This window comes from Halomicrobium urmianum (genome assembly GCF_020217425.1).
Lineage (GTDB): Archaea > Halobacteriota > Halobacteria > Halobacteriales > Haloarculaceae > Halomicrobium > Halomicrobium urmianum.
Genome location: NZ_CP084090.1, coordinates 327795 through 343884, shown reverse-complemented (window position 1 = coordinate 343884; position 16090 = coordinate 327795). Strand labels below are relative to the sequence as shown.

The window sequence follows — 16090 nt, the reverse complement described above, 5'->3', positions numbered from 1 at the left end:
TTCGCTTTCTTTTGGTGCGCTACGTCTGATAGCAGCGGCAATGGCGTCGTTCGACGACTCGAGCTGCTTCTCGTCGATCTTCGACGGCTCCCTTCAGGCGGTCGAGCCGTGGCGCTTCAGATTGTGAAGCGACTACTGTTTCCATAGTGCCTACGGCGTGTCGCTCACTGCATCGGCCGAATCAGTTCTCGAACAACGTTCTCTGTCGATTATACCACTGGCAGATTCTAGTACTGGCTGGTGGCCTGGAATTTAGCAGTGACGTCGATACTTGCAAACTGAACGCTGATGTCTGCGATATCTACCTCTGTAAATTGTTTCGGCCCCTAGCCTAATATTGGTGTAATCCACAGCCTCAGGGTTTGTCGATGCATGTCAATCAGACTGTTAAACCACAAAACACTTATAACACCCACCAGACCTCTCAATCGTACCCCTACCCATGGTGTCAGCAACGAGTACGCCGGTTCGGTCTGTACGCGACTGCGGTGGTCGCGTCCGGACAGGGGGAAAGTCGCTGGCGCCGCCGAAGCGATCCAACAAACTATGACAGGAACTACCGACAAACTTCGCAGCCTGTTCCTCGCGGCCCTGATGGTCACGTCCGTCGTGGCCATGGGTGTGTCGCTCAGTGGAGCAGCCGCTGCGCAGACAGCCAACGACGACATCCTTCAGTTCGACGAGGAGTTGTCAAGCGCGTCTGATAACATCGAGTCGATCGACGCGTATCAGGATCAGGAAGATGGCACAGTGACGCAGCAAATCGGGTTCACCGTCAATCTGGACGGCGCTGATTCGGCGACGTTCACTGTTGATACCAGTGACGCCGAAGACGCAGGCCTCGAACTCGACAATGCTGCCCTCGTACAAGCGACCGGCGATGGAGAGGTGAATGACTTCGACGACGACGAGGTCGAGTTCACGGTTACCGAAAGTGGAGAAGCCGAACTCCAACTTCAGTGGGACACGACGGACGCCGAGTCTGAAGCCTCTGCGACCCACGAGTTCGAGCAGGTCGACGGTGACTACAGCGCCAACGTCGAATACCGCATCCTGACGGACGTGCGTGAGGGCGCCGTCATCTCTGCTGACCAGACGAACGAGGACCTGACGGTCTACCGCGGCGAGACGCTCCGGTTCGTCACTGATGAGGACACGGACGGTGACACGTCCATCCAGATCTACGAGCGGGATACGGACGACGGCAACAACCGCGGCACTAGCGTCCGCAGTCTCGACGCCGGTAATCTGGACGAGGCTCTCGACTACGACACCTCCGGACTCGACTCCGGTGAGTCGTACGTCGTCAGCATCGGTGGTGACGGCACTAACGAGGTCGATCCCCTCCGCGTCACCGGTCTGGACCTGACCGCGAACGCCTCGGACACATCGATTACGGAGTCGGACGAGATCGAGGCTCAGGTCAGCGCGGCCGCCTCGAGTACTGACATCACCTACCGCCTGCTCGACAGCGACGGTGACGTCGTCGAGAGTGACGGTGAGGATCAGGAGTTCACCACGACCCTCGACGGGACGGGTGAGGCCGAGGTCAGCTTCCCGGCCGCCGAGGACGAAGACTACGGCACCGGTAACTACACGATCGAGGTCGAACACGACGACACCGGTATTGTCACCGAGACCGACACGATCGAGGTCTCAGAAGCCGGCGACGAAGAGGTCACCTTCGCCGGTGACGGCTTCGTGACCGAGGAGATCGGTGATGTCGCTCGCATCCCGGTCGAGTTCTCCAACACCGACGAGGCGACGCTGCTCATCGGTAGCGAGGACCAGAACTACATCGCCAACGTCCACGTCGAGGACGGCGACGACGACGGCGAAGCCACCGTCCTGTTCAACTCCTACGCGGCCGGCGCATCTGACGTGAGCAGTGACGTCATCGCCACCGCCATGGACAGCGACGACGATGTTTCGCTCGAGCAGCAGTCTGGTGACTTCACTGAGGACAACACCGACCCGTCCGACGACCTCCTCGCGGTCGCGGACTACGACATGAACGTCACGGCTGGTGCCTACCAGCTGGGTGACGAGGACCGCGACGAGTACAGCGATCCCGACGCAGTCGGTGGACTCTCGCTCCAGGAGCGCAGCACCGGGACGCTGAGCATCTGGACGGCACCGAGCGGTGACGACTTCAGTGACGTCGATGCAGCTGACATCCACGCACGGATCGGTTCCAACCTGACCCAGACCAACGAGGTCGCTCAGGAGGACTACGCGATCCACGCCATCGAGGTCAGCGGCATCGAGGGCGTCCTCAACGCCAGCGGTGGCAGCGATCAGGCTTCCTCTCTGATCAACGAAGCCAACGACGATAACAGCCAGTTCGAGTTCACGCTCGAGGAGGGCGATCCCGGTCCGAACGCCGATCCGGACAACGTGGACAACCTTCTGGACGCCAGTGAGCTCATCCCGGACCCCGCGAACAACACGTACTTCCTCGCGGTGGACACTGACGAGATTCAGCTCAACGGTAACGACCTCGAGGACGGTGACGAGCTGACTGCCAACTTCTCGATCGACGAAGACGACAGCCAGCTGTCCGACGACGACGAGTCGATGGAGAACTCCTACGAGATCGTCGAGCGTGACGCTACGCTCAACGACGGCGACGACGTGACGGTGCGCGCCCAGGCCGGTCAGCAGGTCACCGGCGAAACCTCCGTTGCGCCGGGCACGGAAGTGACTGTCCGCATGCGGTCGACGGACACGGACGAGCCGTTCCAGCTGACTCCGGAGACGGAAGTCACGGAGAACGGCACCTTCACGGTCGAAGGTGACTTCAGCGACGTGAACCCCGACACGAACTTCACGGCCCAGGCCCGCATCAATGGTGACTCGATCGGTGACTCCATCGACGGACAGGTCACCGAGGCCGCAGGCGCCAACGTGACCTTCAGCGATCAGGAGTCCGACGGCTCCACGGTCACGGTCGACTCCGCTGACCTGGGTGCCGGTGGCTTCATCGCCATCCACGCTGACAACGCCAGCGGTTCGGTCGTCGGCGTCAGCGACTACCTCGAATCCGGCAGCCAGGAGGACGTCGAGGTCACCCTCGACGAGGAGCTCAACGAGAGCGCAACCCTCGTGGCCATGCCGCACATGGACACCAACGGCAACGAGGAGTTCGACTTCAACGGCAGCGACACGGACGCTCCGTACACCGAGGACGGCGAACCGGTGACGGACAGCGCCGAGGTCACTGTCGGTGACGCTGGCGGCAACGAGACGACGGAGACGCCGACGGAAGGCACGCCGACCCCGACGGAGACGGAGACGGCGACTCCGACCGAGACCGCGACGCCTGGTAACGGCGGCGACGAGACGCCGACCGAGACGACCACCGGTGAGGGCCCCGGCTTCACGGCCGTCCTCGCGCTGGTCGCGCTGGTCGCTGCTGCGCTGCTCGCGGTCCGCCGCGACAACTAACGCCCGCTAACCACAGTCGGCATCGAACCGGTTCGCATCATGATGGACGGTGGACGCCCATCGAGTGCGCCACTGCTTCCGGTCCCGACTGAACCGGACCTCGTCCGGTCTTCGACGTTCGCTTTTTCTTGGCCCGCTCCACCGAGTAGCGGCCGCACTGTTCACCCTCACTCGCGACGCGTTGCCGATCGGACGCACCGTTCCGGTTCTGCACGGATGGGAAAGCATATGCCGACCATCGGCCAAGGCACGGCCAGAGCATGACGGCCGAGGGTTTGACCGCGGCGCCGCTCGCTATCGCGCGGCCGCTGTCGTGGATCGTCGTCGGAGCGTTTCTGGCGGCGGCGCTGCTGGAGCGGCGCGACGAGGACCGGGCGCGCGGCGTCGCCGTCGGCGCCTGGTTGCTCTTCGGCCTCTTCTGGCTGGTCCTGGTGCCCCACTTCGTCCTGGAGCAGAAGTCGATCGTGGAGGGGATCGGGAGCGTGCTGGCCGCGCCGCTGTCCGCGTACGCGGGGTATCGACTGTGGAACGGCCGGGACTCGCTGTTCGTGCTGACGCGCGCTATCGGGATCATGGGACTGATCTACCTCCCGTTCGCCTACGTACCGTTTCTGGAGGCCAATCCGGCCCGCCGGTTCCTGGTGGAGACGGTCGCCGCGCAGACGCACCTCCTGCTGAACGCTATCGGCGTCGACCCGGAGATGGTCCGGGGCGTGGAGTACTTCGGCCAGGACCGGGGGGTCGACTACACCTACCGCAGCACGTTCGTGTTCCCCGGGAACGAGCGACCGATCACGTACACGATCATCGTCGCCTGCACGGGGATCGGGAGCATGGCGATACTGGGTGGCGCCATCCTGGCCGTTCGCGCGCCGCTCCGCCGGAAGCTACGGGCCCTGGCGGTCTCGATTCCCGTGATCTACGGACTGAACCTCGTCAGGAACGTCTTCATCGCGACGGCCTTCGGCCAGCAGCGGATGCAGTGGTTCCCGGGACTGGTGACGTCCGTCTTCGGGACGACCGACGAGCAGATGGTCTCCTACTACATCGCGGACCGCCTGCTGGCGCAGTTCGGGTCGGTGATCGCGCTGGTCGCCATCACCTGGCTGGTCGTCCGGGAGCTCCCGGAGGTCGTGACGCCCATCGAGGACCTGCTGTACCTGCTGACCGGGAGCGAGTACGACCTCGAAGGGGCGCTCGGGTCGTCGACGGTCCGGGCCGACGGCGGCGAGGAGTGAACTACAGCGCGTCTTCCGGCGCGCCGGCCAGTTCTCTCAGTGCGTCTCGCTCCATGTCGTGGAGGTCGCCCGGGACGACGAGCAGGTGTAGTGGGCCGCCGAAGTCGTCGTCGGCGAGCTCGGAGAGCCTGTCGGCCTCGACGACCGGCGTCGCGCTGCCGGCGCGGGCGACGACGACGCCCAGGGGATCGCCCAGCGGTTCGCGCAGGAGGTCGGCGGCGCGGTCGGCGGTCATGAACTCCTCCTCGCCCTCCCAGTGGGGGTCGTCGACCTTGATGTCCAGGTAGACCAGCGTGTGGAGGTCGCGCTCGCGGTTGGCCTCGATTGTCTCGACGACGCTGTCGGGGACGCCGTCGGCGCCGTGGGCGGCCTCGAAGGGCAGCGTGGTGGCCTTTCCGAAGCGGTAGTTCTGGAGTCCGGTCAGCGAGGAGGCGGCGGTCTGGGCGGTCGTCCCGTGGACGACTCTGGTGTGGATCCCCCGCTCGCGCGCGCGGAGGCGGAGGTCGACGTGGGTCGTCGACACCATCGTGTCGCCGGCGGTGGCGAAGACGACGTCCTCCTCTTCCGCCGCTGCGAGGACGCGTTCGGGGTCCTGTTCGACTGTCTCCCGGTCGAGCACTTCGAGGTCGGTACCGAGGTAATACTCCAGCCGCTGGTGGTCGGTACCGACGAGCTGGCTCGTGTAGAACTCCGCGAACGCCCGGTCGGCCGCCTGAAGGGCCTCCTTGCCCTCGACGGTGATCGAGCGCTCGTCGTACAGCCCGAACCCGACGAACGTGAGCATGGACTCACTGGACGGCGGCGGGCCATAAAGGACGCGAAGCGTCAGGCTTACCGCCGGTCGCCGGCCAGTCGAGGTATGGGCGTTCCCTGCGTGCGCGTCGAGCGCGAGGCCGGCGAGGAGACCCGAAGCCGCCTCGCCGAGGCGGACCTGGTGGCCGGGGGCTACGAGATCGTCGTCGACGAAGCGGCTATCTACCTCCCGGTGACGGACCCGGCCGAGGTGCCCGCCGACCTCGACGTCGTGGAGTACGACGCGCCCGCGCGCGAGACGCAGACGATGCCGTCCGACGAGGTGTCGTTCGAACCGTCCTACGAGCGCATCGGGGACGTGATCGTGATCGACGAGGACGACTCCGAGCGGGCGCGCGCGCTAGCCGACGCGATCATGGCGTCGGACCTGCCGGCGCGGACGGTCCTGAACCGCGCCTCGAAGGTCAAGGGCGAGACGCGCGTCCGGGACTGGGAGGTGCTGGCCACCGAGGACGAGACGAACCCCACGGAGGTCGTCCACCGCGAGTACGGCTGCGAGTTCGCACTCGACCTCGCTGAGATGTACTTCTCGCCGCGGCTGGCGACCGAGCGCCACCGCGTCGTCGAGCAGGTCGCGGAGAACGAGCGGACCTTCGACATGTTCGCCGGCGTCGGACCCTTCGTCATTCCCGCCGCCAAGCGCGGCGCGGAGGCGGTCGGCGTCGACGTCAACGAGGCGGCTGTCAAGTACCTCCGGGAGAACGCGCGCCGCAACGGCGTCGAGGAGCGAGTCACGGCCATCAACGCGGACGTCAGGGAGGTGGCCGACGACTACGAGGACTGGGCCGACCGACTGGTGATGAACCTGCCCCACAGCGCTGACGAGTTCCTCGACGCGGCCGTCCGACTGGCCGGCGACGACTGCACGCTCCACTACTACGACATCCAGCACGAGGACGACCCCTACGGCCCCGGCGAGCGGGCGGTCCGGGCAGCGGCGGAACCCGAGTACGACGTGACGGTCGAGACACGTCACACCGTCCGGTCGTACGCCCCCCACGAACTGAACGTGGTGCTGGACGTGCGACTCACTCGCTAACCTGCTTTGATCCGCAATCCTTATTGCGGTTATCCGCCCAGTAAGAAGTGAGCCCGCCGGTGTCCATCGGAGTGCAACGACGATGGGCTCGGCAGGCGAGCAAAGCGAAGCCTGCCGGTGTAGCTCAGACTGGCTAGAGCGAATCCTTCGTAAGGATTAGGTCGAGGGTTCAAATCCCTCCACCGGCTCTCTTCTGCTGCGACCAAGTCAGTGTGTACCGCGCTGGGTGTGGTTGCGCCTTCCGAGCACGGGTACCTGATCCCGAGAACGCCTTCGACGGTTCAATCCTCCGGTGGGAATCGACGTCGAGACCTTCGACGCCCTCGCACGACCATGCGGCAGCTGTCGGGTGCGAACGCGCCGAGGAGTCCGCTCGCGACGGGGAGCTGTTCGTCAGTCACCGGCGTGACGGACAGGACGAGGAGCATTCGACCGCGAGTACGGGGACTCCGACGGCCGGACACCGGTCGAGGGCTGTACGTCGCGTCGCTGGTGACCGACTGAAGCGGGCAGGCTGTCAGTGCCGCCGGCCACAGCGCACTCGCCGGCCGGCATACCGTCGCCGACGTCTGAAGAACTACCTGGACGGGCTCATGGGCTCCGCCTCGGCGCGTTCGCGGGGGTCCGTCGACGAGTACGTCCTTTCCGAGGTGACGAACCAGTCATCATCGCCGCGGTAGACGACTACTGTGGAGCAGTGGCCGGGCCGCCGACGACTGATGATCGAACCGGATCGGAACAGCTACTCCCGTCAGTTCTCCGCACGATTCCAGCACAATTGCACGGGGCAGCCCGCATCTACTTTCGTCGACTCGTCGCCGTCATCGGTTGGCGATCGAATACTTAAAGAGGTCTTCCACCGATCAGGGCCCCCCGTCGCCGTCGTGTGGTTTTCTCTGGCACGTAGGTCCCAGAAACGACGGCCTTTTATATTCCCCTCCCATCTGAAGAAATACGTTCGAGGGATGGCGGGAACCCGGATGGGTTCGCACCGCTGCCCCGTTCGACGGAGCGATTCCGATGCCCTGACCGGCGTCGTGGGACCGCACTTAAACTTGGTACGGCGTCTCACGCCGTACCGGTGACGTCGCGTGGTTCTTCGACGCACGGCCGGGGAAAACGGAATCCTTAAGTAGGGTTCTGCCCTACGATGATATCCGTTCGAGGGGCTGCGGGGTACGAGTCCTGCTCGTTCCGCCGTCCCGCTCTAGACGGGGTTTCCCCGTCGATGATGAGTACGAACACCCATGAGCATCTCACCCCTGCGGTCCGCCGTACAGATGGGATGTGATGTAAGCCCTGATAGTTCGGTGATACCCGATCGGTGCGTCCGACGGTGTCACCGACTTCGACGGACCAGAGAGACAATGCGTGTCTCCGCCAGATCCCTGGCTCTGCCAGGGACACCATTCCGGTTGATCCTGCCGGAGGCCATTGCTATCGGAGTCCGATTTAGCCATGCTAGTCGCACGGGTTTAGACCCGTGGCAGATAGCTCAGTAACACGTGGCCGAACTGCCCTACGGACCGCGATAACCTCGGGAAACTGAGGCTAATCGCGGATACGGCTCTCACGCTTGAACGCGGAGAGCTGGAAACGCCCCGGCGCCGTAGGATGTGGCTGCGGCCGATTAGGTAGACGGTGGGGTAACGGCCCACCGTGCCGATAATCGGTACAGGTCGTGAGAGCGAGAGCCTGGAGACGGTATCTGAGACAAGATACCGGGCCCTACGGGGCGCAGCAGGCGCGAAACCTTTACACTGCACGCCAGTGCGATAAGGGGACTCCGAGTGCGAGGGCATAGCGCCCTCGCTTTTGTCGACCGTAGGGAGGTCGACGAATAAGGACTGGGCAAGACCGGTGCCAGCCGCCGCGGTAATACCGGCAGTCCGAGTGATGGCCGATCTTATTGGGCCTAAAGCGTTCGTAGCTTGCCGAGCAAGTCCACCGGGAAATCCAGCGGCTCAACCGCTGGGCGTCCAGTGGAAACTGTTCGGCTTGGGACCGGGAGACTCGAGGGGTACGTCCGGGGTAGGAGTGAAATCCTATAATCCTGGACGGACCACCGATGGCGAAAGCACCTCGAGAGCACGGATCCGACAGTGAGGAACGAAAGCTGGGGTCTCGAACCGGATTAGATACCCGGGTAGTCCCAGCTGTAAACGATGCCCGCTAGGTACGCCGCTCGCCATGAGCGCGCGGTGTGCCGCAGTGAAGACGGAAGCGGGCCGCCTGGGAAGTACGTCTGCAAGGATGAAACTTAAAGGAATTGGCGGGGGAGCACTACAACCGGAGGAGCCTGCGGTTTAATTGGACTCAACGCCGGACATCTCACCAGCACCGACACTGATAATGACAGTCAGGTTGACGACCTTACTCGAGTCAGTGAGAGGAGGTGCATGGCCGCCGTCAGCTCGTACCGTGAGGCATCCTGTTAAGTCAGGCAACGAGCGAGACCCGCGTCCGTAATTGCCAGCGATACCCTCGTGGTAGTCGGGTACATTACGGAGACCGCCACGGCTAACGTGGAGGAAGGAACGGGCAACGGTAGGTCAGCATGCCCCGAATGTGCTGGGCAACACGCGGGCTACAATGGTCGGGACAACGGGTTCCAATACCGAGAGGTAGCGGTAATCCCTGAAACCCGATCGTAGTTCGGATTGTGGGCTGAAACCCGCCCACATGAAGCTGGATTCGGTAGTAATCGCGTGTCAGAAGCGCGCGGTGAATACGTCCCTGCTCCTTGCACACACCGCCCGTCAAAGCACCCGAGTGAGGTCCGGATGAGGCCTGGATTCCCAGGTCAAATCCGGGCTTCGCAAGGGGGCTTAAGTCGTAACAAGGTAGCCGTAGAGGAATCTGCGGCTGGATCACCTCCTACTGACCGGGACCTGGCCTTCGGGCCAGGCCCACCTGCAAGTCCTGCCCTCGCGGCAGGCACCGGTGACACTCCGATCGCGCCGATCGGGCACCGAACTGTCAGGGCTTTACAGTTCGTCCCTCTTCGAGGGACGGGCCGATAGCTCAGTGGAAGAGCACCTCCATTCCGGAGGCGACCTCGGTTCGATTCCGGGTCGGCTACTACCGCCGGCGGCTGACGCCGTCAGGCGAACCGATGCACCAGCCCGTGAAAGCGCGGCTGGGAAGGGTAGACCGTCGCTCCCGTTCACCACGGGAGTGTACGATGACGCCGTGTGTACGTGCAATCCAGACGTCAACTGGACCCGTTTCATCGTGGAACGTGTGTCCGACATTGCTGTGATTCATCACAGCGAATCTATCAGTGGCTACTACGCCACCTGGTGGATGGCTCGGCTCGAGAGCCGACGAAGGACGTGCCAAGCTGCGATAAGCCTGAGGGACCCGCACGGAGGGGAAGAACTCAGGATTTCCGAATGAGAATCTCCATCGCAATTGCTTCGCGCAATGGGGAACGCCGGGAATTGAAACATCTCAGTACCGGCAGGAAGAGAAAACGAACGTGATGCCGTCAGTAACCGCGCGTGAACGCGGCACAGCCCAAACCGAAGCCCTCACGGGCAATGTGGTGTGCGGGCTGACATGCAGCGCTCGATCGCCGTCGAGAAGTCTCCTGGAACGGAGTACGAAACAGGGTGACAGTCCCGTATCGACGACCAGTAGAGCGTGCGTCAGTCCCGGAGTATCGGGGGTTGGAAATCCCTCGTGAATGTGGCCGGCATCGTACGGCCAAGGCTAAACACTCCTCGAGACCGATAGCGAACAAGTAGCGTGAGCGAACGCTGAAAAGCACCCTCAGAAGGGAGGTGCAACAGGGCCTGAAATCAGGTGGTTATTGAGCGACGGGGCATGAAAGGCCCCACCCGGAACGACACGCGGGCGACCGCGCAGTAGGACTGGTGGGGAGCCGATGTTCCGTCGTGCGTTTTGAAAAACGAGCCAGGGAGTGTGTCTGCGAGGCGAGTCTAACCGGTTCATCCGGGAAGGCATAGGGAAACCGACACGACCGCAGCGCTTTGCGCCAGGGTCGCCGTCTTCAAGGGCGGGGAGTCCCGCGGACACGACCCGAAACCGGACGATCTACGCGTGGACAAGGTGAAGCGTGCCGAAAGGCGCGTGGAGGCCTGCTAGGGTTGGTGTTTTACAATACCCTCCCGTGATCTACGTGTAGGGGTGAAAGGCCCATCGAGTCCGGAAACAGCTGGTTCCGACCGAAACATGTCGAAGCATGACCTCCGCCGAGGTAGTTCGTGGGGTAGAGCGACCGATTGGATGGACCGCCCTCGAGAGAGGTCGGCCATCCTGTCGAACTCCAAACTCACGGACGCCGTGGACGCGGGGAGTCCGGTGCACGGGGTAAGCCTGTGTACCGTGAGGGAGACAACCCAGAGTCGGGTTAAGGTCCCAAAGTGCAGACTAAGTGCGATCGAAGGTGGTCTCGAGCCCTAGACAGCCGGGAGGTGAGCTTAGAAGCAGCTACCCTCCAAGAAAAGCGTAACAGCTTACCGGCCGAGGTTCGAGGCGCCGAAAATGATCGGGGCTCAAGTCTGCCACCGAGACCTGACCGCAGGAGTCAGATCCTGACCGCGTAGGTCGGCGCTCTGATCGGGTGGAAGTTCGGGCGAGAGCTCGCGTGGACCGATCAGTGACGACAATCCTGGCCGTAGTAGTAGCGATAGTCGGGTGCGAACCCCGACGGCCGAACGAGCAAGGGTTCCTCAGCACTGCCAATCAGCTGAGGGTTAGCCGGTCCTAAGTCCCACCGTAACTCGAATGGGACGACATGGGAAACTGGTTAATATTCCAGTGCTCGCATGCAGTGAAACCGACGTCTCGGGGTCGACCGAACCGGGCCATCGCCCGGTCCAACCGTCCAAGTTCGTGGAAGCCGTAATGGCACGAAGCGAGCGAACGGCGGGATAGGGCAACTCGGTTCAACCTGGGACCCGTGAAAAGGGAGCATGCGAACCGTACCGAGATCCGACACAGGTGCTCGTGGCGGCGAAAGCCAAGGCCTGTCGGGCCACAACCGACGTCAGGGAATTCGGCAATCTAGTCCCGTACCTTCGGAAGAAGGGATGCCTGCTCCGGAATGGAGCAGGTCGCAGTGACTCGGGCGCTCGGACTGTCTAGTAACAACATAGGTGACCGCAAATCCGCAAGGACTCGTACGGTCACTGAATCCTGCCCAGTGCGGGTATCTGAACACCTGGTACAACAGGACGAAGGACCCGTCAACGGCGGGGGTAACTATGACCCTCTTAAGGTAGCGTAGTACCTTGCCGCTTCAGTAGCGGCTTGCATGAATGGATCAACCAGAGCGCCGCTGTCCCGACGTTGGACCCGATGAACCGTACGTTCCAGTGCGGAGTCTGGAGACCCCCAGGGGGAAGCGAAGACCCTATAGAGCTTTACTGCAGGCTGTCGCTGGGACATGGTCGCTAATGTGCAGGGTAGGTAGGAGACGCTACACAGGTGCGTGCGCCAGCACGTCGCCGAGTCACCCATGAAACACTACCCGTTAGTGACTGTGACCCTCACTCCGGGAGGAGGACACCGGTAGCCGGGCAGTTTGACTGGGGCGGTACGCGCTCGAAATGATATCGAGCGCGCCCCAAGGCCATCTCAGCCGGGACGGAGACCCGGCGAAGAGTGCAAGAGCAAAAGATGGCTTGACAGTGTTCTTCCCAACGAGGAACGCTGACGCGAAAGCGTGGTCTAGCGAACCTATTAGCCCGATTGATGCGGGCAATAGATGACAGAAAAGCTACCTTAGGGATAACAGAGTCGTCACTCGCAAGAGCACATATCGACCGAGTGGCTTGCTACCTCGATGTCGGTTCCCTCCATCCTGCCCGTGCAGCAGCGGGCAAGGGTGAGGTTGTTCGCCTATTAAAGGAGGTCGTGAGCTGGGTTTAGACCGTCGTGAGACAGGTCGGCTGCTATCTACTGGGGGTGCAATGGTGTCTGCCGGGAACGTTCGTATAGTACGAGAGGAACTACGAACGGGTGCCACTGGTGTACCGGTTGTCCGAGAGGGCATTGCCGGGCAGCTACGCACCACGGGTTAAGAGCTGAACGCATCTAAGCTCGAACCCCACCTGAAAAAGAGACACCGCTGAGGTCACTCGTAGAAGACGAGTTCGATAGACTCGGGATGTACGCGCCGAGGTGACGAGGCGTTCAGTCCGCGAGCACTAACAGACCAATTGCCACTCCACTCATCCGGACGCACTGACCCGTTGAAGCGGGTCCAGGCGGAACTTGGATTGCACGTACACACGGTGATCTACCACCGATGGTGGTCCGTACCACATCGCGGTTCGATTCCGCGGATCGGCGTTCAGGCGGCCATAGCGGCGGGGCAACACCCGTACCCATCCCGAACACGGAAGTTAAGCCCGCCTGCGTTCCGGCGAGTACTGGAGTGTGCGAACCTCTGGGAAATCCGGTTCGCCGCCTACCATTCATACCCGGCGCATTTCGCGTCGGGCTCATCGTTCACCCCCGAACAGCGCCGCTGCTGTTCGGGGGGTTTCGCATTTCGAACCCCGGCCAGCAACAGCGCTGGTCGGGGTCACCCATCGAAGCCGGCCAGCAGCGGCACCCGTCACGACTCTCGCGGGAGAGCAGCCGCTGCTTCGGGATCCATTCTCGACGCGAAGAAAAGAGTGCAGACGGGCTATCGATCGGCGGCAGGTGGACTGCCGTCGCCTCGTATCACTCGGCGATGGAGACCCAGGCGTCGGGACCGAGGTCCTTGACCGTCTGGAGTTGCTCCTGTGCCTCGGCACGGGTTTCGAAGGTTTCGACGCTCTCGCCGAGTTCGTTGCCCTGCTCGTCGACGAGCCGCCAGCGCCAGCCGTCGTCGGTGTTGTGGAACTCGAAGGCGGCGGAGTCGATCTCGATCACGCTGGCGCCGGTGATTTCCTCGTGCACCTCGTCGAGGTCGTCCTCGGCCGCCTGGCGGTCCTCGTAGTGGCTCGCGGCGGCGGCGATGACGGCCCGGTCCTCGTCGACGAGCCGCCAGGTCCAGCCGTCCTCGTCGTCGTAGAGCTCGAAGGCGGCGTCGTCGTAGTCCACGAACTCGGCGTCGGGCGCGGCCCGGGCCACGGCGTCGATGGCGTCCTCGACGGCGGCCAGGTCGCCGTACGTCTCGGGCGCGCGGGCGATCGCGTCGTGGTCGTCGTCGATCAGCCGCCAGGTCCAGCCGTCGTCGGAGCGGTAGCAGTCGAAGGCGGCGTCCCGGATCTCGTAGACGGTCGTGTCGGCCGCGTGGCGCTGGAGGTCCGTGACGGCGTCGACGGCGGCGTCGCGGTCGTCGTAGGTGACCGTCCCGACGGCGACGCGGTCGCGGTCCTCGTCGACGAGCTCCCAGGACCAGTCCTCCGGATCGAGCAGGACGGCCAGGCGGCCGATCGTCTCGACGGGAGCGCTCGCAGCGGCCGGCTTGACGTCCTCCACGGCGGACTCGACCTCGTGTCGCGTGCCGAAACTGCGGGCCGCCTCGGCGTGGACGGTGCCGTTGGGGCGGACGAACTGCCACCACCACTCGTCGTCGTCGTCGGCGTAGACCTGGAAGATGCCGTCGGCCATGCGACGTTCGTCGACGTCGCCGACGGAGTCGACGAGGCTCTCCATGGCCTGCCGGGCGCCCTCCTCGGAGTCGTGGCGGGTGGCGCCGTCGGCGATGGTGTCGCCGATGTCGTCGACGAGCCGCCAGCCCCAGCCGCGGTCGTCCTGGAAGATCTCGAAGGCCGCGGTCTCGATCTCGAGGTGTTCGGCGTCGGGCGCGTTCTCCTGGAGAGTCGTCATGGCGCTCATCGCGTCGGTCTTGGAGTCGTACTCGCCCTGACCGCTGTCGGCCATGACGTTGCCGTCCTCGTCGATGAGCCGCCAGCGCCACGCGCCGTCCTCGGCCTCGTAGACCTGGAACGCCGCGGTGTCGAACTCGATGAGGTCGGCGTCGGGCGCCTCCTCGCGGACGCGGTCGACGACGCGGGAGGCCGCTTCCTCGGACTCGTAGGTGTCGGTGCTCTCCGCGTGGACCTCGCGGTCGGCCGTGACCAGTCGCCAGCGCCAGCCGTCGGCGGTCCGGTAGGTCTCGAACTCCATGTCCTCGATCTCGACCACGTCGGCGTCGCCGGCCAGCGAGCGCATCGTGCGGGCCGCCTGGGTCGCCGGTTCGGCCGCGCCCATCTCGTCGCGACCGCGGGCGACGGGGCGGCCGTTCTCGTCGACGAGGCGCCACGCCCAGTTGCTCCCGGACTGGTAGACGTCGTAGGTCGGCTGGTCGCCGTCGAGCACACTGGCGGCTTCCAGACGCTCGAGCAGGTCGTACACCGCGTTCTCCGCGACGCCCTTGGACTCGTAGTCGGGAACACTGGCGGCGACGCGCCGGTGGGCGCTGTCGCGCATGCGCCAGTGCCAGCGGTCGTCGTCCGCCAGCAGTTCGACGCCGTAGGACTCGACGACGAGGTCGGTGGCGTCGCCGGAGAGGTCGCGGAACGTCTCGAGACCGGTCGTCGCGTCCGCGCGGTCGGTGTGGGTCTCCGTACCGACGGCGAGCCGGTTCCGGTCCTCGTCGACGAGGTGCCAGCCCCACTCCCCGTTGGTGCGGTAGCAGTCGTAGGTGGCCTCGTCGAGGACGACGGTGTCCGCGTCGGGACCGTGGTCCTTCACGAGGTTGATCGAGGCGTCGGCGTCGTCGCGGGAGCCGAAGTCGCTGCCGCCCTCGGCGACCGCGGTGCCGTCGTCGCGCATCAGGTACCACTGCCAGGCCCCGTCGCCGGACTCGTAGAGCCGGAAGGCGGCGTTCTTTATCTCGAGCAGGCCCGCGTCGGCGATGCCGTCCTTGACGGCCTCGACGGACTCCTCGGCCTCGAGCCGGGAGAAGAAGTCCGTTCGGCTGGCCGCGACCGCGCTCTGGTCGATGAACCGCCAGCTCCACCCCTGCCCGCGCTTGAACAGGGTGAACAGGCCGCCGCGGTCCGCGTCGCCGATCATGATCTCCGGGTGTTCGTACTCGTGTCCCTCGGTCGTCTCCGAGAAGTAGCTGCGCTCGCCAGTGATCACGGGCACCATGATGACGACGCCCGCGACCAGCGCGATGCCGGCCGTGTACAGCGCGATGATCATCCCGCTGTAGGCCGGCGTCCCGACGTGCCAGTGGTTCGGATAGTACCAGACGAAAAGCCCGACGGCCGCCACCGAGACGATCGCGCCGACGACGGCCCCCAGGAGACTCCGTCGCGTCACCGGAAGCAGGAGGACGATGCCCAGCAGCGAGAACGCCAGCCCCAGCGCCGAGGGGACCGCCGCGACCTCCCTGACCAGAAACAGCGTCGACTGCTGAACTTCCGCCCCGGTCGGCCCGAGGAGGTACACCAGCATACCGCCGATGGCCAGCACGTACCCCACCACCAGCAGCGTGTACCCGTAGACGTCCTTCCTCGACTCCGGTTCGCTGACGTACTTCGTGTACAACTCGAACAACCGCCCGTCGTATGCCCCTTCCCGCGTGCCAGTCTCTGTCGCCATGCCATGGGAGGTATCCACCCACCCGGTGATAAAC

At 64.1% G+C, this 16090-nt stretch carries 5 protein-coding genes, 1 tRNA gene and 3 rRNA genes; 7 read left to right on the top strand and 2 right to left on the bottom strand.

Annotated features, from left to right (window positions below; genetic code table 11):
* The first annotated feature begins 546 nt into the window (after window positions 1-546).
* Window positions 547-3447: a DUF7282 domain-containing protein gene (locus LCY71_RS01690; RefSeq protein ID WP_225334634.1), complete on the top strand. Its 2901-nt coding sequence runs from the start codon at window positions 547-549 to the stop codon at window positions 3445-3447.
* A gap of 260 nt (window positions 3448-3707) precedes the next feature.
* On the top strand, window positions 3708-4685 hold the full coding sequence (gene artA, locus LCY71_RS01685; protein ID WP_225334633.1) for an archaeosortase A: 978 nt from the start codon (window positions 3708-3710) through the stop codon (window positions 4683-4685).
* A 1-nt stretch (window position 4686) separates the two neighbouring features.
* Here artA and dph5 read toward each other — a convergent pair whose 3' ends face one another.
* A complete protein-coding gene (dph5, locus tag LCY71_RS01680) occupies window positions 4687-5469 on the bottom strand; it encodes a diphthine synthase (protein ID WP_225334632.1) in 783 nt (260 codons plus the stop codon).
* Between the two features lie 75 nt (window positions 5470-5544).
* Between dph5 and LCY71_RS01675 the strand changes: the two genes are divergently transcribed.
* The 5 genes from LCY71_RS01675 (at window position 5545) to rrf (ending at window position 12981) form a co-directional block, all read left to right on the top strand.
* A complete protein-coding gene (locus tag LCY71_RS01675; RefSeq protein ID WP_225334631.1) occupies window positions 5545-6537 on the top strand; it encodes a class I SAM-dependent methyltransferase in 993 nt (330 codons plus the stop codon).
* 113 nt (window positions 6538-6650) lie between these two features.
* Window positions 6651-6725 (top strand) — tRNA-Thr (locus tag LCY71_RS01670).
* Between the two features lie 1220 nt (window positions 6726-7945).
* Window positions 7946-9416: ribosomal RNA gene (locus LCY71_RS01665) — 16S ribosomal RNA — on the top strand.
* A gap of 399 nt (window positions 9417-9815) precedes the next feature.
* Window positions 9816-12737: ribosomal RNA gene (locus LCY71_RS01660) — 23S ribosomal RNA — on the top strand.
* 122 nt (window positions 12738-12859) lie between these two features.
* Window positions 12860-12981 (top strand): 5S ribosomal RNA (gene rrf, locus LCY71_RS01655).
* The 16S, 23S and 5S rRNA genes sit together here, the layout of an rRNA operon.
* 255 nt (window positions 12982-13236) lie before the next feature.
* Here rrf and LCY71_RS01650 read toward each other — a convergent pair.
* Window positions 13237-16056, bottom strand: coding sequence for a DUF1508 domain-containing protein (locus LCY71_RS01650; protein WP_225334630.1), 2820 nt, complete (start codon window positions 16054-16056; stop codon window positions 13237-13239).
* Window positions 16057-16090 lie beyond the last annotated feature (34 nt).

Bases quoted from the DNA above. Each gene is read 5' to 3' on its own strand.
- LCY71_RS01650 (WP_225334630.1), bottom strand. From the start codon at position 16,056: ATGGCGACAGAGACTGGCACGCGGGAAGGGGCATACGACGGGCGGTTG.
- LCY71_RS01690 (WP_225334634.1), top strand. From the start codon at position 547: ATGACAGGAACTACCGACAAACTTCGCAGCCTGTTCCTCGCGGCCCTG.
- artA (WP_225334633.1), top strand. From the start codon at position 3,708: ATGACGGCCGAGGGTTTGACCGCGGCGCCGCTCGCTATCGCGCGGCCG.
- LCY71_RS01675 (WP_225334631.1), top strand. From the start codon at position 5,545: ATGGGCGTTCCCTGCGTGCGCGTCGAGCGCGAGGCCGGCGAGGAGACC.
- dph5 (WP_225334632.1), bottom strand. From the start codon at position 5,469: ATGCTCACGTTCGTCGGGTTCGGGCTGTACGACGAGCGCTCGATCACC.